The sequence below is a fragment of the Arthrobacter sp. Leaf141 genome, assembly GCF_001424565.1.
Classification (GTDB): domain Bacteria; phylum Actinomycetota; class Actinomycetes; order Actinomycetales; family Micrococcaceae; genus Arthrobacter.
Genome location: NZ_LMOL01000040.1, coordinates 23679 through 45671, shown reverse-complemented (window position 1 = coordinate 45671; position 21993 = coordinate 23679). Strand labels below are relative to the sequence as shown.

The window sequence follows — 21993 nt, the reverse complement described above, 5'->3', positions numbered from 1 at the left end:
CCGCCGTCGTGCTTTCAGGGCTTGTTATGCCCCGGCGCACTACCTGATTTGCCGTTGTTACCGGCGGCATCATTTCCGGCGCCACGTCCCGACGTGGCCGGGATGCGGTCCCGTTGCTGCGGTGCAGCGCCGTTGGACTCGAGTTCCGCGGCTGCAGGTACGGTGAGCGGAACGGCAGCCGGCGCGGGTGTTAAAGGTTCGACGGCGGGCAACGGTGCCGGGTCGGGGCTGCCTTCCGGGAGCGCTTCGGCCGTTGAATCAGCCGCGGCGGGTGTCAGGGATTGCAGGTCGGTCCGGACCAGCCGGATGGCTTCGGTGATTGCCCGGTAGTTTTCAAGCGTCATCCCGCTGCGAAGTGCTTCGTCAACTGCGGTCTTTTCGAGTTCTTCCACGTAGGCCAGGGCCGCCTGCTGATCATTGGCGGCTACCGCTTGCCGGACGTGCCCGAGGATTGTCAGGAGCCTATCGGATGATTCGATGGCGGATTGGAGTTGGTCGAGATGGAAGTCCAGGGGATTGTTTTGTGGTTGCATTGCGGGTGTTGCTGATGTGGTTTGTTGCTCGGTACCGCTGCCGCCCTGCGGCGTGGCTGCGGTGGCTCCGGCAACAAGAACTGCTGCCAGGCATACGGCAGCGATGGCCCTGCGGCGCCTCGTCCGCGGTGCCGGTAATGGTTCCGGTGAGCCCGTGGGGGCACGATCCGGTCGTGGTGGCAGTAGCGGGGTTTGCGGAGCTGTAGGGGTTCCGCCCGCCAGAGCCAGGCGCCGCAGGGAAATGGTGGCCTGGGCGGCGTCCGGCCGGTCCCGGGGATGCCGGGAGGTCATCGCAGCCAGCAGTGCCGCCCAATCCGGACTGATGCCCGTGGGGATGGCCGGGTCGCGGTTGAGGCGGGCAACACCGGACTCGATCGGGGTGCCGGGAAACTCCACATAGCCGGTGAGGCACTCAAGAAGGACCAGGCCCAATGAGTAGACGTCGCTAGCGCCCGTCAGTTCTCCGCCGAGGGCCTGCTCGGGGCTGAGATACGCTGCGGTCCCGACGGTCCGGCCGGTGCCGGTCAGCCGGTTTTCCTCCATCACGCGGGCAATGCCGAAATCCGCGAGCTTGGCCCGCCAGCACTTGCCCAACGCTCCATTGCCGGGCTGGTAAAGCAGGATGTTGCCGGGTTTGATGTCCCGATGGATCACGCCGCGGTGGTGGACATATGACAACGCCGAGGCCAGGTCTGCTCCCACGCGGGCAATATCCTCCGGTTCCAAGGCGCCCTCGCGCAGCTGCCGGCGAAGGTCGGGACCGGAGACATACTCCATCACCACGTAGCTGCGGTTCGCGACGGCGTCGCTGCCGGCGTCGAACAACGTCACCAGCCCTGGGTGGGCCAGGGAAGCGAGGATCCGTATCTCAGCGTCCTGACGGGCGAGCAGTTCAGGATCCCCGCCGTCGCGGGTGAAGACTTTCAGGGCCACCTCCCGCCCCAGCGACTCGTCCACGCCCCTGTACACCGCGGCGGCAGCCCCCCGGCCCACCAGCTCGCGCAACCGGAACCGGCCGCCCAGCAACTGCCTGCTGTCGGTTGGTGGCATCACACCTGTCAAGGGATCTCCGTATAACAATGCCGGCGTGCGCAGGCCCGGGCGTTGTCGCGTTCGATGGTCTGGGTTCCCGGAGAAGCCTGAGGACTGGCCTTAGGCGGTGGCAGCAGTTGGTACTGGCGCCTGCTTCGGGGATCATCTCAATTCCGGCAGCACCCGCCAAGAAGGAAGGCTACTTATTAATTACAGACTATCAGCCGGGGGAGACTGGTGTGGGGTGCTGGCAGAAGTACCCCAGGTGCCGGCCCTGACGGGCATCATTAGCGCAGCCTTTGGTGGTCAGGAAATCTTCGGCCGTAGCCTCACTGCGATGCGCTCCAGTGCGTCGTTGACGGGAGCCAAGGTTGCGGGCAGGTTCAGGAAACCATGAAGCATTCCCTGAACAGTGACCTGCTTGACATCAACACCGCGGGCTGCGAGCAAGGCGCTGAATGCTTCGCCTGAGGCTCGCAACTCGTCGTATTCGGCATTCAGTACCAGTGTTGGCCCGAGGCCGGCCAGTTCTGCGTTGGCGGGCATCGCGTATCCCGAAATGGGAACGCCGCTTGAAGATCCCACGTAGTTCTCTGTTGCCGACCGGATCATCTGCGGTGTCAGCCTCATGGCATCCGGCAGTTCCGTCAATGCGCGCCGGAGTGACTCCGAAGGATGAGGAGGTTCGGCGTGCATCATCGGATAGACCAGCACCAGCTGGTCCGGCACCCATCCGTCCTCGTCCCGGAGCCGCAGCGCGGCGGCAGCGGCCAGATTTGCACCAGCGCTGACGCCACCCGCAGAAACCGATGTGATGCCCAACTCCAGCATGTTTGCCTGCACCCACCGGATAGCGGCAACGACGTCGTCAAGGGGTACCGGGTACTGCACACCGTTGACGGCCAGCCGGTAGTCCACACTCACGATTGTTGCCGACGCCCGCTGAACCAACTGCCGGGCAGTCCAGTCGGCCTCTTTCGTGTCCAGATCTCCGAACTGGAAGGCTCCGCCGTGCATCCACACCAAAGCGTGCGGGGAATCGGCTTCCTTGTTCGGTTCTACAGGGGTGTAAATGCGCAGCGGTACCGGGCCATGCGGGCCGGGCACTGACACCATACGGGTGGCGGCAGCCGGCGGGGGAGGAGCGTCCGGGTAGGCATCAAATGCTTCCATCTGTGCCCTCATGAGCGGCTCGCTAAGGCCTGCTTCCAGGGACGGAATGCCCGCCAGCAAGGGCAGCCGGACGGCGATGTCGGGGTGAAACGGCACTGGGTTCCTTTCGAGGTTAACGGCCTTCAGCTGGCGGTGATGAGGAGCCGGACCCTCACGGCAGTGATGTGCTTATCTGAAAGGATCTCAAGTCGCTCGTCCCCATTGATGAATCGTCCCTCCCGCAACCCCGCATCGGTCACCACCAACTCCCTCACCGAATCCAGCTCAACGTCACAGCCGGGCTTGTGGAAGTCCACTTGCGCCCCCTGGCCCACAACGATGAACTCCGCGGGGTTGATCGCCAGCACCATCCCGAAAGGACGGACGTCTCCTGGTGTAGGGCCGTGGGTGGCGGCAACCGTTTCTTCCGCGAGTTCCGGGGCCGGCGGAACCCGCACGCCTGCGTCCAGGAGCATACCCTCGAGGAGCTTCCTGGAATTCCGAACAGTAATTGTCGTACCCACCAGGTCGTTGCTGAAGGATTCCTCGTCCTGTTCAAGGGCGAACCCAAAAATTCGACCGTCTCGCTGCGCGTCCACTATCTCGGGAGTAAGGCAGTTAATGATGTTGCACGCTGTGCTGAATTGGTTGCCTTCCCTGCCCTCCTCCACCCCGAAGACGCTGTAGCCGAAACCTCCAAAGCCGCCAATTGCCAAAAACGCATCCCCGGCGCGGAAACGTGCTTCAGGAATGAACAAGGGGTTCGAATCCGAGGCGTACTGGCGCATGACTTCTGCCGTGTTGGGAACATAGATATCCGGCGCCAGGAAGTCGATGGCCGGCGCCGCGGCCCTCCATACCGGGATCATGCCGGCCGTCGGCCCACCACTTGGGTATTGGCCGGGGAGGTCCTGCCCACGTTGTGGCCCGATCCAGGCGTTGGCGTAAGCGGGGAGCGGCAGTACCTCTTTTCCCGCAGCCGCCAAACCGCCCACAAAGGATGCGAACCCCCACGCCATAAAAGTTTCCTCAGCAAGGGGGTTGTCATCGCCGAAGTGGTCCCCCCAACTCATGGTGCGGTCCGGATTCGTGCCGAGAGCCTGCACAAACCCAAGGGCGAAGGAATCCGGTTCCTCGGAAACCGCAGTAATCAACTGCTGTGGGAGGGGTGCATTCCAAGCGGCTTCCGCCACTGCGCTGTGGTCCCTTCCTGCGCCCAGCAGTCCCACTTCATTCTCAACCTGGACCATGATGACCGTATGGTCTGGATCGATCAGGGCGACGTGCTTCAACAAGGCAGCGTAGGCAGTCCGGTCCGCTTCGAAAAGATTGTCCGAGAAGACGGACAGGCTTGGCCGCGGCATTGATCCGGGATAGGAGAAGGGGGTCTTCAGAGGTTTGGTGCCCCTGTCCGCGCGTGGAAACCGTTGGCGATCGGCGCGGACCCAGCTGGGGGCATAGGTGGAGGAAGCGTTCTTGAATGCGCCAAACCAGATCATCACCAGGCGGACTCCCGCGGACCGGGCGTCTTCCAACAATCCGTCCACGATCGAAAAGTCGAGGTGCCCCTCGACCGGTTCCACTTGTTCCCATGACACAGGAGCGATGACAGTATTGATCCCCGCCTTTACCAGCTTGTCCCAGATGGGCGACATGTAATTCCGGTTCGAAGCACTCGAATTGTGCAGCTCGCCTCCAACGCAGAGGAATGGCCTGTCTTCAACGATGAGCCGGGTGTGGTTGCCTGTCCGCTCGAGCCGCGGGAAGTTCTGGTGTGGCATGGTAATGGTCCTCATTGCTTGTTGGGCGTGGTTTCGGTGTCTTAGGAGGAAGGGGGAGTGACCTTCAGCCTGAATTCCTGGAAGGACAGACCGTCGCCGACCCGGATCCGGAATTCGCCTGGCTCCACGATGTAACCGGCCTGGGCATCGTTGGTCCAGAATCCCAGGTCATCGAAGCCGACGGTCAGTGTTACCCGCCGCTCTTCGCCAGCCGGCACGAACACGCGGTGGAAGCCCCGCAACTGCCTGACAGGCCGGGTCACACTTGCCAGAAGGTCAGAGACATACAACTGGACAACTTCATCCCCGTCCCTCGTTCCGGTGTTGCGAACGATCGTGGTGAAAGAAAGCCTTGTTCCAGCTCTGAGCCCGTCCAAGGCGACCGACAGTGCCTGGTCCTGCGATGATTCCAGCTCAAAGGAGGTGTAGCTGAGCCCGTAGCCGAAACCGAACTGCGGCCCCAGCTCCAAGTCCAGATACTTCGACTTGAAGTAATCATCGGTGTTGTTGGGGCCGGTCAGTCCAACGTCCGGCCGCTGGTGGGCAAGGGATCCTCCTGTGCGGGCGGGCCTCCCGGTTGACTCGTGGTTGTAGTAGATGGGTACCTGACCCACCGAACGCGGAAAGGACATGGGCAGCTTGCCGCCGGGGTTGACAATGCCGGTGAGGACGTCAGAGATCGCTTTTCCCGCCTCAGTGCCCAGGTGCCATGCCACCAGGAGGGCAGGACACTGATCAATCCATTCGCTGACCACCAGCGGCCGGCCTGTCATGAGCACTACGGCAAAAGGGGTGCCTGAACCAGCAATGGCCCTGATCAGTTCTTCCTGGTCTCCGGGGAGGTTCAATGAACTTCGTGAGCTTGCCTCCCCGGAGAGGGTACTGGGTTCCCCTACGGCCACAATCACAAGATCCGCTTCCGCCGCGGCGGCAGCGGCTTCAGCCTGGAGGCCAGGATCGGAGTCAAAAAAGGTGGCGCCGGGAAGTGCCGTCACCACAGAGCCAGGCAGGGCCGCGGTGAGGGATTCGACAATTGAGGTGGTGGTGGGCGAGGCGAAATACTGTACCCAGGCGCCGAGGTGGTCCTTGCTTTCAGCATAGGGACCCACCACCAGAACGCGTTGTCCCCGTGGCTTCAGCGGCAGGACGGCTGCCTCGTTCTTCAGCAGGACAGCGCAGCGTGCGGCAGTGGCCCTTGCCGCTGACAGCGAGGCTTCATCAGGGCCGGTAGCGGCTGCCGACTCGTCCACATAAGGGTTTTCGAACAGGCCCAGTGCCTGCTTAAGACGGAGCACACGAAGTACGGCGTCGTCCAGGCGTGCAGGGTCCAGCACGCCCTCACGGATGATGGGTTCATTTCCGCTGAGCAAAGAGCCGCCCATTTCGACGTCGAGCCCTGCTGACAGAGCCAACCGCCCGGCGTCGGACGCGTTGGCGGCGACGCCATGCTCCACAAGTTCTCCCACCCCACCGGCATCTGCGACGACGATGCCGTTATGTCCCCACTCATTCTTGAGGACATCGGTGAGCATCTCCCGGTTGGCGTGCATGGGCACGCCGGAGACTGCGTTGAAGCTTGCCATCACGCTGGCGACCCCTGCTGTGACCGCCACCTTGAAGGGCTCCAGGTAGATGTTGCGAAGCCGTTGGATGGAAATGTCTGTGCTGTTGTAATCGCGGCCTCCCTCAGCGGCACTGTAGCCAACAAAGTGCTTGGCGCAGGCGGCGATAGACGTGCGCGAGGAGAGGTCATCGCCTTGGTAGCCGCGGATCTTGGCCTCCCCGAAGACGGCGTTGAGGTATGGGTCCTCACCGAACCCTTCCACCACGCGTCCCCAGCGCGGGTCCCGGGACACATCGATCATGGGCGAGAAGGTCCAGTTGACTCCGGTGGACCGGGCTTCCCTGGCTGAGAGGCGGGCATCGGCCGCCGCCACCTCCGTGTCGAAGCTGGCGGCTTGTGCCAGGGGAGTGGGGAAGATGGTGAATTGGCCGTGGACTACGTCGAGGCCGATCAGGAGGGGGATGCCGTGTGGGCTTTCCTCAACTGCGGTCCGCTGAAGTGCATTGGTGGCCTTCGCCGTTGCAGGCCAGAAAAGGGCACCGGCACCGTTACGGGCAAGGGCGCCCGCTTCGGTGGAGTCCGGCCGCCAGACGATCTGGAGCTGAGCCAGCTTCTCTGCATAGGTCATGGCTGCCAGGATCTGCTCCGGAGTTGACAGTGGTTTCAACTGAGTGTTCCTTCCAGGGTTGCTGTCCGGGCCTGGTTGACGCGGACTTCGCCTCGTATCAGGTCAAGCGTTCGCATGATGGCGAGGGTGTCGCTCAGTGGCATCACGGAGCTCTGCAACCTGCCGGTTTCAATAAGGCGGTGAAACTCGAGAATTTCGTATTTGAGCCCGCCGCCGATTATGGGCGCCCGGATGATGTGGGGCTCCATCGTTCCGGGCCCCGACGGGTTGTAGCGTGAAACGGCCAGCCCGTTTGGACAATGGTGCGGGGCCTGCAACTGGATGTAGCCTTCCGTTCCCAGTATCCGTGCGTCGTTGGGCAGAACTGTTCGTATGGAGGAGCTGATGGTTCCGGTGCCCCCGTCACCGAAAAGCAGGAGCGCCGTTGTGTCCAGGTCCACACCGCTGGAACTGATGCTGCCGAACGCGGCGACGGTTGGCTCGCTGCCGAGGAGCCAGTGCGAGAGCTGAACGGGATACACGCCAAGCTCCAGGACGCTTCCTCCGCCCAGCGCGGGGTCATAGAGTGCTGGCCGTGCGCCCGGACCTGACTCCGGTATCGGGAAACCGAAGGACGCTTCGACTTTCCGCACCTCGCCGATGGCACCGTCATCCACCAGACGCTTCAGCTCAACGTAGGCGGGAAGGAACCTGGACCACATGGCCTCCATCAGGACCGCGCCCTTGCTTTGGGCGGTTCGAGCCAGGTCGAGGGCCTCGGCGTGGTTGGAAGTAAAGGGTTTTTCGACCAGGACGTGTTTGCCCGCCTCCAGGAAGAGCTTTGCGTGCTCGTGATGCAGTCCTGCCGGCGTGGAAAGGTAGACGGCGTCTATCCCGTCGTCACTGGCAAGGTCCTGGAACGACAGGAGTTGTTTGGGTATGTCGAAGTCGGAACAGAACTTGCCCGAGGCTGCGACGGTACGGGACGCGGCAGCGGCGATCGAGGCACCGGGTACTTCACCTATTGCCCGTACGAATTCCCTGGCAATTGTTCCCGTGCCTGCAAGCCCCCACCTGACGGCTGGTGCAGTCACTTCGTCCCCAAAGCCGGAGACGGCGCCTTGAGTATCCGGGCCAGGAACTCGATTGCCGTGCCAACGTGGACTTCAGGATCGCCCGCGTAGAAGACATGGTGAAGTCCAGGAACAGTAATCAGGTGTACGTCTGCGTTCACTTGTTCGAGGGCCCGAGCCAGCTGCTGACTTTGGCTGACTGGTACCAGCCGGTCCGCCTCCCCGTGGATGAGGAGCATCGGGGGTGCGTCGGAACGGACATAGGACACCGGGGACATCTGCCGGAGCCCTTCCTCATACGGCCAGGGTGATCCTTCGAGAATCATTTCGATCGGAGATGGAAGCCGGACACCTTCGGCCAGGGACTCAGAGAACGACGGCATCGCGACAGCATCCGTTATGGGATAGAAGCACACAGCGGCGCTGACATGGCTCGGCACATCGGTGGCTCCGACATTCCCCTCAAGTTCAGGGTCGTTGACGAGGGCCACGAGCGCCGCGAGGTGCCCGCCGGAGGATTCGCCCCAGACCGCGATGCGGTCGGGATCGATGCCGAGTTGGGGTGCGAACGTCCGCAGGTAGCGGACGGCGGCTTTCGAGTCGTGCAGTTGCGCTGGGAAGGGCGCTTCGCGCGAATGCCGGTAGTCGATGGTTGCTACGGCCATGCCAGCGTCGATTGCCGATTGGAAGACGAGGTTGGGGTCCCAGTCGCCGGGGGGTTGGCTCCGCGCACCGAAAATCCATGCGCCGCCGTGGATCCAGACGACCAGCGGCGCAGGGGCGGAGGCGTCCGCTGGCAGGTAGAGGTCGAGTTCCAGGGCCCGGTAGCCGTCGATAGAGGCATAGATCAGCCCTCTGTGGGCGACCGCGTTGCGCGGCGGGTCCACCAGTGCCTCCGGTGGAAGGAACGCTGGGAGGAAATCGGCGGTAATTTCGTTGGGCATAATTAATCCTCTGCTTGCAGTACAAGATTGGCAGGGTTGGCCTGGGTATCGGGATCGGCAGTGTCCTCTGCGGGGGCGCTGGCTTCATCCGAAAGGCGTCCGTCGGGCAGCATTAACGCCGCAATGAATCCCAGAAGGTAGACCCCGGCCAGTGCCAGGAAAACGGGGGAAAACACGTTGTGGTAGATCGCGGCGATTTCTGCCTGCAAGGCCGGGCCGGCGGCGTGGACCACAGCAGGTGTGAGGGTGCGGGAATCGAGTCCGGCTGGCAACAGGGACGCGACGCCGAACCCCACCACGCCGCCCACTACGGCTGAGCCGATGGTGGATCCGACCTGGCCGCTCAGCCCGGCGGTTGCGGTGGCGGTGCCGAGTTCACTGCGGGGTGCAGCGCTTTGCACGATGGCAATGGCGAGGCTCATGAACGCTCCCGTGCCGAGGCCGACGACCGCCATGATCAGCGCCGGGAGCCACAGCGGCACACCCTCCGGGAGCAAAGACATGGCTCCGAGCCCGAGTGCTCCCATCACCGTGCCGACGATCGGAAACACGCGGTAGCGGCCTGTCCGCGAAGCGAGCCAGCCCGTCACGAGGTTGCCCACCAACATTCCCAGCACGGTTGCGATGGGTACCAGTCCTGAGATGGTGGCACTGACGCCAAATGCCATTTGGAAATACGTTGGCAGGTACGCCGTAGCTGAGATGAGCCCTGCACCCATGACTGCTGAAAGTCCCACGCCTGCACTGAAGGTCCGGTTGCGGAACAGCTGAACCGGGATGATGGGGTTCTGTTGCCCCCGCTCGACGGCGACAAGTCCGCCCAGCGCCGCTGCGCCGGCTCCCACGGCTATCCACGCTGTTGAGCTTGCTGAACTGAACCACGCAACTGCCAGCACCACCGCCACAAGGACAGCGGTGAGCAGCAGTGCTCCAACGACGTCGAACCGTTTTCTGCCCGCTGGTTCGATGTGCGGAACGGCGATGACCGCCAGGAGAAGCGCGGCCAGCCCCACCGGGACGTTGATCCAAAAGACCCAGGGCCACCCCCAGTGGTCTGTGATCAGGCCCCCCAGGAGCGGCCCGATCAGAATCGCGACCGGAAAGGCGGCCCCGATGAGTGACAGGTACTGCGGACGCTGCCGCGGCGTGGTGACCTCGGCAACGATCGTCTGCGACATCAGTTGCAGACCCGCCGCGCTCATCCCCTGGACGACCCGCGCAACAACGAGCTGGGTCATGTCCTGCGCGAGGCCACACCCGAACGAGGCTGCAACAAATCCGACGAGCGCAATAAGAAAGACCATCCGCGGACCGACCCGGTCGCCCAGCCCTCCGAGGACCGGGAGCAGGACGGTACTGGCGAGTGTGTAACCCACCACCACCCAGCTCATGTGCTGGAGGGCTCCCAGTTCGCCGGCGACAGTTGCCAGTGATGTCGAAACGATGGTGTGGTCGAGGGCGCCAAGGAACGAGACCGCCAGGAGTGCTGCCATGAGGAGCCGGAGGCGGGCGGGAGAAACCGGGACCGTTCCGCTGTGGAGGGCTTGGGTCACAGCGTCCCGGCGATCTCGGCCTCCAGGCGATGCAGGAGAGCATGCTGCCGGCGCACCTGTTCGATGGATCGGTAAGGCAGTCGATCGCCCTCGTATTCGCTGGAAAGGTAACCCGACCATTCGTTCTTCTTCAGGGTTTGAAGGATCTCGCGCCAGGGTATCTGGCCGTCAACAAGGTCATCGTCGATGTCGAAGAACTTGGCCTGAATGAAGGACACGTAGGGGAGGACATCCACCAGGTCCGACATGGGAACGGCGAGGGGTTTACGCCAGCCTTCTTCCTGGGCTTCTTCGCTGAGGCCGTCGTGCTTGGCGGTGGTGATTGCCTTTTGGAAGATACCGGTGTCGATGAGCAGGCGGAAGTTCTTTGATCCGGTTCGCTCGATGAAAGCGATGTACTCGTCCACCACCGGGTGCTTGATGGGAGTGGGCGCATGGATTTCCGGGCAAATGATGAGATCCAGCTCGGCTGCGAGATCGAGGTTGCGCTCGATCACTTCCTCCCAGATCGGGTGGGGGCGCAGGTCCATGGACACCACACCGATCTTGGGGCGGATTGAGGTGAATCCAAGGCGATGGGCCAGGCGAAGGTCACGGGCCAGCATCCCGGTGCCCTCATCGGCGGTGAGGTCGCGGTCACGCCACATGCTCGAGTCGATCCACGACCCGTAGTTGGTGGGCTCCAGCTGGTATTTTTCGAGCAGCCCGTACCATTGGTCGATCCATGCCGTGGACGGTTCCGGATAGTTGGGCACATGACCTTCACCCAGGATCTCAATCCCGGTGGCGCCGATGTCAGCTATTTGTGCCATGGCGTCTTCGAGGGTGAGGACGGTGTTGATATCACCGGTGTAGCTGTAGAGGGAGACGCCGTACTTGAGGTTGCTCATGCGAGGACCGTGACCTTTCGCTGGGACGTGAAAATGGACGGTTGGAATTCAGCCGGAATGTAGGGTGCGTGCAGCGCAATATCAACGCGGACATCATGGACACCTACGGCCAGGCCACCTGCAAGCGGCACCATGACGGTGGCCACTTCATCGAGCTGCCAGCGGACATTGGTGGATTGGCGCAGTTCCTGGATGCTGAAAGTGCGTCCCTGGAGTGTCCAGCGGGGTACTTCCCGGGTCCATTCCTGACCGTCCACGGTGACAGCCACCCCATCGATGAGGCTTCCCCAGACGCCTCGGTAGTTGGGCATGCGCAGGGCTATCTCGAAACCGACAGTGTCGGCTCCTTCCTGGACGTTGCGAAAGCCCCGGCTTTGGATCAGTTCTCGTTCGAGGACCATTTTTTCCTCACTTCTCTGTGGACGTGGAGTTGATTGATTCTGCGATGTGGCGTGCACCGGCGACGGCCAGGGCCACCCCGGTCAACGTGGGGTTGCAGGCTGTAGGGGTGGGAATAACACCGTTTCCGGCAACGAACAACCCGCTGACGTCCCACACCTGTCCGGTGGGATCGCACACAGCGGTGCCGTCGTTGGATGTCCCCATCCGCAGGGTGCCTTGGTAGTGCAGTGAGGCGCCAGCAGGGAAGGTGAGCGGTTCATCGCCCAGTGGCTCGCCCAAGGACCGGGCAGCGGCAACCACTGATTGGCGCGCTGCGGACAGTGTCTGCTCGTCACGTTCGGTGAAGGTGTAGTGGATGTTCATTGCCGGCAGCCCATAGGCATCCGTGGTGTCTTCGGAGAAGACAACGCGGTCCGACGCTTGGAGGTCCTTGGCGCAGAACCACCCCAGCCCCACGATCGAACCAGGGATGACGTCCCCTGAAATGGGTACCGGCGACGCATCGAGTTGCATGACCTGTCCATGAAAGGGCTGCTCGTCGGTGAAGGGCACCCAGCTCACACCGCTTTGGGCGGTGATGGTGGTGTCGTGTGACGAGGCAGCGGGAACATCATCCGCGACGCCGGTCAACCGGACGGCGTGGACGATCTGAGGCTGGTCGTTCAGGTACCGGCCGAGTGCTTCGGGGCGGATACCGGACGCGAAGAGCAGCTGCGGACCGCGGAGGGCGTCGGCGGCAACGACGACGTACCGGGCCGCAATTTTGTGCTCGTCACCCGTCCTGTCGTCCCGCACCCGCACACCGCTGACCCGATCTCCGTCGGTCAGCACCCGAACCACCACGCTTTCGTCGAACAGGCGGGCCCGGGGGTTGTTCCGCGTCTCGTCACCGAACACCACGTCAGCTCCGGACCAAATGAAGCGGCCGTCGCCAGTGCGGCGGACCGCCAGCGGCATGGGCTGGACACGGCGGTCAGGTGCCCGGCCGCCGTCGAGCGCCGTCGCCAGGCGTGAGCGGACCAGGTCGGCCAGGGGAGCGTCAGCCAGGGCCTCCGCGCTGACGGAGAGTAGGCGTTCGGCCTCGCTCAGAAGCTCATCCATGTCCGGAAGGAACGCGATGCGCTCGCTGCCACCTGGACGCGGGCAGGCTCCGGTCCAGTGGGCCGCCATCCCGCCAACATTGCTGGAGAAGGCAAGACCCGGCAGTCCAGCCTCGCCGGGCTGCTGCCAACCGTCATCGAGCAGGAAGGTGCCGGGCCGGACCGGGCGGGCGACGTCGCGTGCGTACTCTGCGAGGTTCCCGCCGGTTGGCAGAGCGCTCACTTTTCCCTCCGAACGGCGCTGGGCAACTTCGCGGTCCTGCACACCAGCGATGTTTTTCACGTGGGAACCGGGCGGATCACTGATGGTCGGTCCGGCCTCGAAGATGGCAATGTTCGCCTGGGGGCTGAGTTCGGAAAGTATCCGTGCATAGGTGGCGCCGGCGGGGCCGCTGCCGATGATGGCGACGTCAACGGCGGCCGGATAAGGGCGCGCTGAAGGTACTGCTGTGGTGGTCATGCTGGTCTCCGGGAGTCTGTGGAAGGGAGGGCCTAATGCCCTGGTGGTTTGCTCAGCTGGCGGCTGTGGACAGTGCGGGTTGAGCGTCAAGAAAAAGTCGTCGTTCCCGGCGCCGTTCGGCCTGCAGCGCCGGGTTGGCGATAGGGGAGGCCAGGAGAAGCGCCTTGGTGTAGGCATGGTGCGGCTTGGCAATAACCTGTTCCGTGATGCCTGTTTCCACGATTTCTCCGCGTCGCATGACTGCCACGCGCTGGCTGATGTGCCGCACCACATCCAGATCGTGGGTGACGAACAGGAGCGAAACGCCGGTTTGCTCCTGTATGTCGGAGAACAGTTGGAGGACCCGCGCCTGGGTGGACAAGTCCAAGGCACTGACCGGCTCGTCACACACAATGAGCTTGGGATTCCTGCAGAGGGAACGGGCAATGGCGATGCGTTGCCGCTGGCCTCCGGAGAACTCGCGAGGGTAGCGGGTGCTGGCGTTGGCGGGCAGGTTGACTACATCGAGGAGCTCCCGGACCCGGCGTTGGGCATCAGACCGGGATGTGCCCGATACCTGCATCGGCTCAGACAGAATGTCGCTGATGGTCATGGACGGATTCAGGGAGGTGTAAGGGTCCTGAAAAACCACCTGAAGGTCGCTGCTCAGCGCCCTTCGCTCCTTCTTGCTGAGCTTGGTGATTGACCTGCCATCGAACCGGATATCGCCGCCGGTCACCGGGGCGAGACCAAGCACGGCACGGCCGATGGTTGATTTTCCAGAACCGGACTCGCCCACGAGTCCCAGGGTTTCGCCAGCCTTGATCTCAAGGCTGACACCCTGCAAGGCCCGAAACGACCGTTTTCGGCCCAAGCCGCCGCCAATCCTGTAGTCGACCGTCAGGTCAGAGATCCGCAGGAGGGGCTCTGATTCGGGCGAGGGGGTCTGGTTGACGGAAGTCATTGTGCACCTTCTGTCTCAGTGTCCATGTCAGAGCCGACGCGGTTGGCCGGTGTTTTCGCGGTTGAATCCAGCGCAGAGTCCAGGAGGAGCCGTGTGTATTCGTCCCGGGGGTTCGTGAACAGGTCATTCACGGCAGCTACCTCCACAATTTCTCCGTCGCGCATCACGGCCACTTGGTCGCAAAGATCCGCAACGACGCCGAAGTTGTGGGTCACCAGGACGACACCCATGCCGCGTTCGGCCTGGAGGCTGCGGATGAGGTCCAGCACGTCGGCCTGAACGGTGACGTCCAGGGCGGTGGTGGGTTCGTCGGCGATAAGAAGTTCCGGGTTGCAGGAGACTGCCCCGGCAATCAGCACGCGCTGCGCCATGCCGCCTGAGACCTGGTGCGGGTAGGAATTGAACACCCTCTCAGGATCAGGGATGCCCACACGGGCGAGGAGCTTGAGGGCTTCATCCCTTGCAGCCTTCGCCGGGATTCCCAGATGGTGCCGCATGGGTTCGGTGAGCTGGGACCCGATGCGGAACGCGGGATCGAGGTTGCTCATGGGCTCCTGGGGGATGTAGCCGATCCGGGCGCCACGCAGTCGATTGCGCTCCTTTGGACTCATGCCGAGCAGATCCACGCCCGCGAAACTGAGGGTGCCGGCAGTCATTTCGGCTTGCCCCGGCAGGAGGCCCAGCACCGAGAACGCGGTTTGCGATTTGCCCGAACCGGATTCCCCTACCAGGCCAAGGATCTGGCCCCGTTCCACTTTCAGGGAAATGCCTTTGACGACGTCGGACTTCTCACCGTTGGGGCGGGGGTAGGAAACCCTGAGGTCGTCGATGACCAGGAGTGCGTCGCTGGGATCCACAAGCACTTTCTGCATTGGCCGTGCAGGTTCAGGAGTTGTACTGGCGTGCTTTGCAGCTTTTACTTTCCGGGCGGGGCCGGCAGAGGATCCGTAGTTCGCCAGCGCGTCCCGGACGCCGTTACCAACCAAGGTGCAGGCCATGACCGTCAAGACCAGTGCAGCGCTTGGCCAGATGAGCAGTCCGGGTGCGTTGAAGATGTTTTGCGATGCGTCGTTGAGCATCAGGCCCCAGCTGGCTTTGTCGGACGAGCCAAGACCAAGGAAGGCGATGCCTGCTTCGATTCCGATGCCGGCACCTGCCAGCAGTGCCGCCTGGATGATGGTGGGGGTGATGACCACCGGAAGGATATGGCGAGCCATGATGCGGATATCGTTCAAGCCGGAGACCCGGGCTGCGTCCACGTACAGCTCCTCCCGCACTGCCCGGACCGAGCCGCGGATGAGAAGAAAAACCGACGGGGCGATCAGGATGCCGAACACCACCAGCGCAAGGGAGGTACTGCGTCCTACCCGGGCCAGCACTACAAGGAGCACAACTATTGCCGGCAGCGACAGCAGGGCGCCACTGATCCACATGCTGACGCCGTCGATCCAGCCCTGGCGGTAACCTGCCAGGAGCCCGGTAGGAACACCAATAAGCAGGCTCACTGCGATGACGATCGCGGCGCTGGAAAGGCTGGTTTGGGCGCCGTATACGAGGTTTGCCAGCACGTCGCGGCCCACTCCGTCTGCGCCCAGCGGATGCTCAGCTGTGAAGGGGGGTGCCAGGACATCAGCGAGGCGGGTGGCAGTGGGGTCGTAGGAGGAGATGAAGGGCGCGAGGACCGCCACCACAACGAGCAAGCCAAGGAACACGAGCGACATCACTGCGGCCGGTTCACGAAGGAACTTCTTGATCAGCCTGTCGCCCTGGGGTGCGGAGCTGACCACCTCCAGTGACTTGCGGGTGCCGGTGACAAGGTTATCGGTCATGAGACACGAACTTTCGGATTGATCCAGCCTTGTGCCAGATCGACGAGAAGATTGACGACGACGACGAGCACCACGGTGACCAGGACGATTCCGAGCACAACGGGCAGGTCACCTCGGCTGGCGGCGTTGTTTGCCTGTGTCCCGATCCCTGGGATATTAAAAACTTTCTCAACGATCACTGAACTTGAGATGGCCACAATGAACATCAGCGATACGGTTGTCAGCGTCGGTCCCGCTGCGTTCCGCAAAACATGCTTGACCACGATGCTCTGGTCAGGAAGACCACGACTGCGGAGTGTGCGGACAAAATCCTGCTGAAGCACGTCGATCACCGAACCGCGCACCTGCAACGCAATTGAGGCAAGTGATCCTACCGCCAGAGCGATAACCGGGAGGGTGATGGAGGCGAGCCAGCGGACAGGGGAGTCGTTGAACGACGTGAACCCCGTGGCGGGCAACATGCGGAGCTGCACTGCGAAGACCAGTGCCAGAACGAGTGCAACCAGGAACCCGGGTACAGCCTGGACAAAGGTCGAGATTGCTTGAAGGCCACGGTCAAGAGCGCCGCGTCGCACAGCCGCAATGATTCCGATGACAGTCCCAAAGAAACAAGCCAGGAGCAGCGAACCGACCACCATTGAGAGAGTCGGGGGGAGCGCCGCGCCGAGTAGTTCTCCGACTGGCTGGTTAGTGAACCAGGACCGGCCAAGGTCTCCTTGGACTGCAGACCCAAGCCACTCAAAGTACTGGGCGAAAAGCGGCTGATCCAGCCCGAGCTGCTGACGCTTTGCCTCAACCTGCTCGGCTGAAGCCACCGGACCAAGGACCTGGCGAACAGGATCCTGACCGGTGAGGTTCAGGAGAAAGAAAGTAGCTGTCGAGATGACAAACATGAGCACCAGTCCTGCGGCCAGGCGGCGAAGGATAAACATCAACACGGCAGCTCCTTTGGCTTCGGTGATGAAGGAACGAGGACTAGTTGGGCTGGCCGCAAATGGGCCAGCCCAACCAGGTCACTTGGACGGTGTGAAGCCCCAGATCGGGGGGACCGTCGCATAGCGCTGCGGTGTGACAGTGATATCGGCGTTGCCTGCAAAGACGTTGTCCGCCTGGATATACGGCGCAAACCATGCCTGGTCGACGAGGTAGGTATTGAGTTCCTTGAACGTTGCTGCCTGCGCCTCGCCGGTTTCGCCCTGTGCCTTGTTGACAAGATCAACAATGGTCTGGTCAGCAACGTGGAACGGGTTCCACAGTGACTGGGGCGTGAGTGCGAGCTGGGCGAAGTCCCACGGTCGGGGACTGTTGAGCCCGAAGATCGCTGCAGGGTATTTGCCAGCCAGCAGGTCCGAGATAAACGACTGGCCGTTGACAGGCTGATACTGGGGCTTAACTCCGATAGCTGTCAATGCCTCGGTCACCGCCGCCTGCTGGTCGGGGTAGACAGGTGATACATCAGGCATGGGGAGGTCGAACCCGTTGGGGTAGCCGGCCTCTGCGAGGAGTCGCTTGGCGGCGGCGACATCGAAGGGGTACTTCTTGTCCAGGTCAGGTACATACGCGTCGCTGGAACCGCTGAATACCTGGCTGGTCGCTTTTCCCTTGCCCCCAAAAACTTGGGTAAAAATTGCCTCGCGATCCAGTGCCATGTTGATGGCCTGGCGTACCTTGGGTTCTTTGAGCGCCGGGACGAGCGTTCCGTCGCGGTCAAACAAGTAAAGTCCGCTGGTGGTGTAGGCAGGGTTTGACTGGATCTTCAGGCCTGCAGACTCGAGGCTGGCCGAGTCTTTATCGGTGACCACAGCGAAGTCCGTTTCGCCCGCACGCAGCGCATTAAGGATTGCATTGTTGTCGTTGAAGACCGTGACTTCGATGGTGTCGAAGGGGAAATCTCCGGCGTTCCAGTAGTCAGCGTTTCTTGTGTAGGCGTATTTGATGCCGGCCTGGGACTTAGCGGCATCAAGGACGTACGGACCAGAACCGACAGGGGTGTTGTCCAGCTCGGGTGTTCCCAGCGCCTTGGGGCTCGCAAGTACACCTGCGGTGCCGCCCAAATTGGGTACGAGCGAGGGATCCGGGGCTGAGAGGGTAACTACGAGGTTAGTGGCGTCCTTCACCACGACATCTTGAATAAAGCGGAGTTGCCCGCCAGCTTCGCCTGTTCCCTTGCGAGCGGAGTCCAGATTCGCCTTCACAGCCTCTGCATCCAGGGAAGCGCCGTCGGTGAATTTGACCCCCTCCCGAATGGTCAGGGACAAGGCCGTCCGGGCTTCGTCATAGCTCCACTTCGTCACGATATTCTCGGTGGGCTCGCCCTCATTGTCGTTGCGGAACAAAGTGTCATACACCGGCTGGAGGAACATTGTCGTTGGCCCGGTACCAAAGTTTCCCGGTGAAAAAGATTCGGGGGTTCCGATGGCTGCGATGTCCAGCTCGGCGGTAGCGGCAGGATCATTTTGGGAAGCGCCGGTACAGGCGGTGAGCGCCAATACGGCCGTAACGGCGGCGGTGCCGATCATTTTGCGCATGTTTCTCCTAGACATGGCGGCGAACGCTCAGCTTTGAGTCGTTCGAATGATTCTCCGCGCGACGACGCAACGGAGGTGGATCAGTGGTGCGTTGTGGCGGGGTGAACGCCGGACGGGGTGCGGGGTACGCCTCGCTTCAGGGCCGGCAGTGTAACCGGCCCCGGAAGAAGGACGGGGATAACCGCTGCTGTGGGTGTTTTCATCTGGTGCTCCCCTCGTCGTTGAGGCTGTGTCCGCGTGTGAGCGCCGACACCCCTTGGGAAAACGATAATCCGGGCACCGGACGAAGTCAAGACTTAATCCGGTTTCCGGTTTATTCGGGCCTAACTTCCTGTGCCGCTATCCGAGGCGAGTTGAGGCGCGAAAGGAGGACAGAAAGATGCTGTTTGGAAAGCAGCTCCCCTATCGCCAGCTGGGCGGCACCAACGACTCCGCCCACTTGCTCATCGATTGCCGACAGTTCGACGATCAGGTCAGGGGCGGCCGCGGATGGCAGCCGGTCCAGGACGGCCTGCTGGATGGGCTTCAGGACGATGTCTTTTGCCCGGGCAATGCCACCGCCAACAACCAGCATGTGAGGGGCGAAGAAACTCACCAGTGTTGCGAGGCTGCTTCCGAGGAGTGCCGCTGTTCGGCTGAGTAGCTCCTTCGCGGCCGCATCTTCGTGCTCAGCGGCCAGCGTCACGTCATAGGCGCGAACACGTCCGGTCTCCTTGAGGACTTGCGCGAGGTAGGGGCTGCGTCCCGTTTCGGCCAGCATCAAGCCGTCCCGCTCAATCGCCCAACCGCTGGTGACTGCCTCAAGGCAGCCTGTGCGCCCGCACCTGCAGGCAACCACTCCGGCCTCGGGTACAGCTACATGGCCGATTGAGCCGGCCAGGCCATGGGAGCCACGGTAGAGCCTGCCGTCGGCAATGAGCGCCGCTCCAACTCCTGCTCCCGCGCCGAAGTACAGAAGATGTTTCGCTTGTGCAGCCCGCGGATTCCCTACAATTTCAGCCAGCGCCAGTAGGTTAATACGGTTGTCCACCCAGGCCGGAACCGGCCAGCGCGCAGTGAACTCTTCCCGTACTGGATAGTCACCCCACCCGGGCAGGACCGGTACTCCGACGGGCACGCCGGTGTCGAAATTTACAGGGGCGGGCAGGCCCACTCCTATACCCAGCATGGCGTTGTTGCCTTGCTCCTTGGTGACTTCCGCGATGATCGCGCTGGCGCGGGCGAGTACACGCTCGGGCCCCTCGCCAACGTCACACAGCTCCCTGTGCCTCGTGCCGAGCAGGGTGCCGGCGAGATCGGAAGCACTAACTACCAGTTCATTCGAGGCGATGTCCACGCCCACAACGAAGCCAGCCCCGGCATTGAGAGAAAGCAGCCGGGCCGTCCGCCCCCCTGTGGAGGGAGCGCGCCCTGGGGAGTGGACAAGCCCGATCTGTTCGAGTTCCGCTACTCGTTCCGCGACGACACTTCGACCCAGTCCTACCTGATCGGTAAGGGCGGCCTGCGTGATGCCATCCTGCCAGCGGATTGTCTCCAGCACCGATGCCAGTCCCGTGTATCGCTCTGCGGCCATTGATATTTCCTCCCTGCCATTCTGCGGCGACCATGCCACAGCAACGATCTGCATGAATCCACCTCAGTGGATGGTGGGTCTTCACAAACCATCATCTGTCAAAAAAGACTTCACACACCGAAGTCTAGGTACTTTTACCGACTATCGGATAAACTCTATGAAACTCATCACACAAGGAGGCGTCATGCGACGATCAATCAGTACGACCGAAGATGGCGTGCAGTACCGCGATCTCAACGGAAACGGAGTACTCGATCCGTACGAGGATCCGCGTATAGACGCTGAAACGCGCGCCAAAGACCTTCTCGGACGCCTGTCGATCGAGGAAAAGGTCGGGCTGCTCTTCAACACTGTGATGCATGTAAGCGATCCCGGTGACCACGATACGGCCGGCCCGTTTGGGCCGCAGTCCCCCCGGGATTTCGTGGTTGGGCAATTCATCAACCATTTCAACATCGGGCGCTTTCCTTCGGCGGAACACATGGCCCGGTGGCAGAACGCTATGCAGGAACTGGCCGAGCAAGCTCCCCACGGGATCCCGATCACTTTCGCTACCGATCCACGGCACGGTTTCGCGCAGAACGATGGCATGGTGTTCTCGACGGGTTCGTTCTCACAGTGGCCCGAACCGCTGGGTCTTGCGGCTATCGGTGATACTTCCGTGGTCAGTGACTTCGCCGAGACGGCCCGTAGCGAGTACGTCGCTGTGGGGCTCCGCGCAGCTATCCACCCGCAGATCGATCTGGCCTCGGATCCACGCTGGGCCCGTCAGCTTCAGAGCTTCAGCTCCGACCCCGACGTGACGTCGCTGTACGGTTCACTTCTCATATCCGGGCTGCAGGGCGAGACGCTGTCATCGACAAGCGTCGCCTGTACGGCGAAACACTTCCCCGGAGGCGGCGCCCAGGAAAACGGGGAAGACCCTCACTTCCCTCAAGGGAAAGCCCAGATTTACCCGGGGGGGAATTTTCATGAACACCTCGCGCCGTTCCGCGCGGCCATCGCCGCCGGCACAAGCGCCATCATGCCCTACTACTCGCTCGCGAAAGACCTTGTCATCGACGGCGTCGCGGTGGACGAGGTGGGTTTCGCGTACAACAAGTACCTGATCACGACACTTCTCCGCGAAGAGCTTGGTTTCGATGGTGTGGTACTCACGGACTGGCAGCTGGTCACCGACCTCGAAGTCTTTGGCTTGCCGTTTCCTGCAAAAGCTTGGGGTGTTGAGCATCTCAGTCGTATCGAGCGCGTGGAGAAGCTCTTTGATGCCGGTTCAGATCAGCTTGGTGGCGAGTCCTGCACAGACCTGGTCCTCGAACTGCTGACCAGCGGACGGCTATCCGAGGAGCGCCTGGACGCCTCCGCCCTGAGAGTGTTGCACGTCAAATTCGAACTTGGCCTGTTCGATAATCCGTACGTCGACGAGAACGAAGTTGCGGTCATTGTGGGCTCTGAGTCCTTCCGGACGGCTGGACACCGCGCCCAGGCGGAATCCGTTACGGTCCTTAAGAACCACGGAGTGCTGCCTCTGCGAGCGGATACCCGCGTCTACGTGGAAGGAGTCGACGCAACGGTCGTCGGCGACAGGGTGGTCATCGTCGATGACAAAAAGGACGCCGACGTGGCTCTTATCCGCATCACGGCGCCTTACGAGCCGCGCAACGAGTATTTCCTCGATGCCATGACGCACCAGGGAAGCCTCGACTTCCCGGACGAGGAGATCGAACGGGTGCAGGCAATCGCTGCAGAACTTCCCGTGATCCTGGACATCTATCTTGAGCGGGCCGCAATCCTTACCCCGTTCGATGACATCGCATCGGCCATCACCGCGAATTTCGGTGCATCTGACGCTGCCCTGTTCGATGCGTTGACTGGTGCCATCCCTCCGCGGGGCCGGCTGCCAATCGAGCTCCCTCGCTCCATGTCCGCCGTCGAAGCCTCCCATCCAGACGTACCCAACAACACTGAAGATCCGCTCTACCCCTATGGTGCGGGGCTCAGCCTGACGTGAGTAGCCACATGGACACCC

General features: G+C 62.3%; 16 protein-coding genes. 1 reads left to right on the top strand and 15 read right to left on the bottom strand.

The features are described from left to right. Window positions 1-14: 14 nt before the first annotated feature. The 15 genes from ASF72_RS17925 to ASF72_RS17855 all read right to left on the bottom strand — a co-directional run bounded on the left by ASF72_RS17925 (window position 15) and on the right by ASF72_RS17855 (window position 20018). Complete coding sequence (locus ASF72_RS17925; protein WP_056601126.1) at window positions 15-1583, bottom strand: serine/threonine-protein kinase; 1569 nt, start codon at window positions 1581-1583, stop codon at window positions 15-17. Between the two features lie 288 nt (window positions 1584-1871). Beyond that, window positions 1872-2672, bottom strand: coding sequence for an alpha/beta hydrolase (locus ASF72_RS17920; protein WP_200933676.1), 801 nt, complete (start codon window positions 2670-2672; stop codon window positions 1872-1874). Between the two features lie 188 nt (window positions 2673-2860). After that, window positions 2861-4498, bottom strand: a complete 1638-nt coding sequence (locus tag ASF72_RS17915) for a DUF5597 domain-containing protein (RefSeq protein WP_162242822.1) — start codon at window positions 4496-4498, stop codon at window positions 2861-2863. A gap of 41 nt (window positions 4499-4539) precedes the next feature. Then, entirely contained in the window at window positions 4540-6729 is a 2190-nt protein-coding gene (locus ASF72_RS17910) for a glycoside hydrolase family 3 N-terminal domain-containing protein (RefSeq protein WP_235504782.1), read from the bottom strand. Further along, a complete protein-coding gene (locus ASF72_RS17905) occupies window positions 6726-7763 on the bottom strand; it encodes a Gfo/Idh/MocA family protein (protein WP_056601122.1) in 1038 nt (345 codons plus the stop codon). The genes ASF72_RS17910 and ASF72_RS17905 overlap by 4 nt, the downstream gene beginning before the upstream one ends. Beyond that, window positions 7760-8686: an alpha/beta hydrolase gene (locus ASF72_RS17900; protein WP_056601121.1), complete on the bottom strand. Its 927-nt coding sequence runs from the start codon at window positions 8684-8686 to the stop codon at window positions 7760-7762. The genes ASF72_RS17905 and ASF72_RS17900 overlap by 4 nt, the downstream gene beginning before the upstream one ends. 2 nt (window positions 8687-8688) lie before the next feature. Then, window positions 8689-10239 carry an MDR family MFS transporter gene (locus ASF72_RS17895; RefSeq protein WP_235504781.1) on the bottom strand — a complete coding sequence of 517 codons (1551 nt, stop codon included), beginning with the start codon at window positions 10237-10239 and terminating at the stop codon, window positions 8689-8691. Further along, window positions 10236-11129, bottom strand: coding sequence for a sugar phosphate isomerase/epimerase family protein (locus tag ASF72_RS17890; RefSeq protein WP_056601120.1), 894 nt, complete (start codon window positions 11127-11129; stop codon window positions 10236-10238). The genes ASF72_RS17895 and ASF72_RS17890 overlap by 4 nt, the downstream gene beginning before the upstream one ends. Further along, window positions 11126-11530 (bottom strand): C-glycoside deglycosidase beta subunit domain-containing protein, encoded by a 405-nt coding sequence (locus tag ASF72_RS21150; RefSeq protein ID WP_056601119.1) that lies wholly within the window; start codon window positions 11528-11530, stop codon window positions 11126-11128. Before ASF72_RS21150 ends, ASF72_RS17890 begins: the two co-directional genes overlap by 4 nt. Window positions 11531-11537: 7 nt before the next feature. Continuing rightward, on the bottom strand, window positions 11538-13091 hold the full coding sequence (locus ASF72_RS17880; protein ID WP_056601118.1) for a GMC oxidoreductase: 1554 nt from the start codon (window positions 13089-13091) through the stop codon (window positions 11538-11540). Between the two features lie 52 nt (window positions 13092-13143). After that, window positions 13144-14034 carry an ATP-binding cassette domain-containing protein gene (locus tag ASF72_RS17875; protein WP_056601117.1) on the bottom strand — a complete coding sequence of 297 codons (891 nt, stop codon included), beginning with the start codon at window positions 14032-14034 and terminating at the stop codon, window positions 13144-13146. After that, window positions 14031-15863 carry an ATP-binding cassette domain-containing protein gene (locus ASF72_RS17870; protein WP_056601116.1) on the bottom strand — a complete coding sequence of 611 codons (1833 nt, stop codon included), beginning with the start codon at window positions 15861-15863 and terminating at the stop codon, window positions 14031-14033. Before ASF72_RS17870 ends, ASF72_RS17875 begins: the two co-directional genes overlap by 4 nt. Then, window positions 15860-16795: an ABC transporter permease gene (locus ASF72_RS17865; RefSeq protein ID WP_235504785.1), complete on the bottom strand. Its 936-nt coding sequence runs from the start codon at window positions 16793-16795 to the stop codon at window positions 15860-15862. Before ASF72_RS17865 ends, ASF72_RS17870 begins: the two co-directional genes overlap by 4 nt. An 81-nt stretch (window positions 16796-16876) precedes the next feature. Then, window positions 16877-18391 (bottom strand): ABC transporter substrate-binding protein, encoded by a 1515-nt coding sequence (locus ASF72_RS17860; RefSeq protein ID WP_056601114.1) that lies wholly within the window; start codon window positions 18389-18391, stop codon window positions 16877-16879. Between the two features lie 313 nt (window positions 18392-18704). Next, window positions 18705-20018: an ROK family transcriptional regulator gene (locus tag ASF72_RS17855; protein WP_082484508.1), complete on the bottom strand. Its 1314-nt coding sequence runs from the start codon at window positions 20016-20018 to the stop codon at window positions 18705-18707. Window positions 20019-20148: 130 nt separating this feature from the next. On the opposite strand from ASF72_RS17855, the gene ASF72_RS17850 reads away from it, so the two are divergent. Next, on the top strand, window positions 20149-21975 hold the full coding sequence (locus ASF72_RS17850) for a glycoside hydrolase family 3 protein (RefSeq protein WP_056601108.1): 1827 nt from the start codon (window positions 20149-20151) through the stop codon (window positions 21973-21975). Window positions 21976-21993 lie beyond the last annotated feature (18 nt).

Bases quoted from the DNA above. Each gene is read 5' to 3' on its own strand.
- ASF72_RS17865 (WP_235504785.1), bottom strand. From the start codon at position 16,795: ATGTTTATCCTTCGCCGCCTGGCCGCAGGACTGGTGCTCATGTTTGTC.
- ASF72_RS17925 (WP_056601126.1), bottom strand. From the start codon at position 1,583: ATGCCACCAACCGACAGCAGGCAGTTGCTGGGCGGCCGGTTCCGGTTG.
- ASF72_RS21150 (WP_056601119.1), bottom strand. From the start codon at position 11,530: ATGGTCCTCGAACGAGAACTGATCCAAAGCCGGGGCTTTCGCAACGTC.
- ASF72_RS17900 (WP_056601121.1), bottom strand. From the start codon at position 8,686: ATGCCCAACGAAATTACCGCCGATTTCCTCCCAGCGTTCCTTCCACCG.
- ASF72_RS17880 (WP_056601118.1), bottom strand. From the start codon at position 13,091: ATGACCACCACAGCAGTACCTTCAGCGCGCCCTTATCCGGCCGCCGTT.
- ASF72_RS17850 (WP_056601108.1), top strand. From the start codon at position 20,149: ATGCGACGATCAATCAGTACGACCGAAGATGGCGTGCAGTACCGCGAT.
- ASF72_RS17875 (WP_056601117.1), bottom strand. From the start codon at position 14,034: ATGACTTCCGTCAACCAGACCCCCTCGCCCGAATCAGAGCCCCTCCTG.
- ASF72_RS17855 (WP_082484508.1), bottom strand. From the start codon at position 20,018: ATGCAGATCGTTGCTGTGGCATGGTCGCCGCAGAATGGCAGGGAGGAA.
- ASF72_RS17860 (WP_056601114.1), bottom strand. From the start codon at position 18,391: ATGCGCAAAATGATCGGCACCGCCGCCGTTACGGCCGTATTGGCGCTC.
- ASF72_RS17915 (WP_162242822.1), bottom strand. From the start codon at position 4,498: ATGCCACACCAGAACTTCCCGCGGCTCGAGCGGACAGGCAACCACACC.
- ASF72_RS17870 (WP_056601116.1), bottom strand. From the start codon at position 15,863: ATGACCGATAACCTTGTCACCGGCACCCGCAAGTCACTGGAGGTGGTC.
- ASF72_RS17890 (WP_056601120.1), bottom strand. From the start codon at position 11,129: ATGAGCAACCTCAAGTACGGCGTCTCCCTCTACAGCTACACCGGTGAT.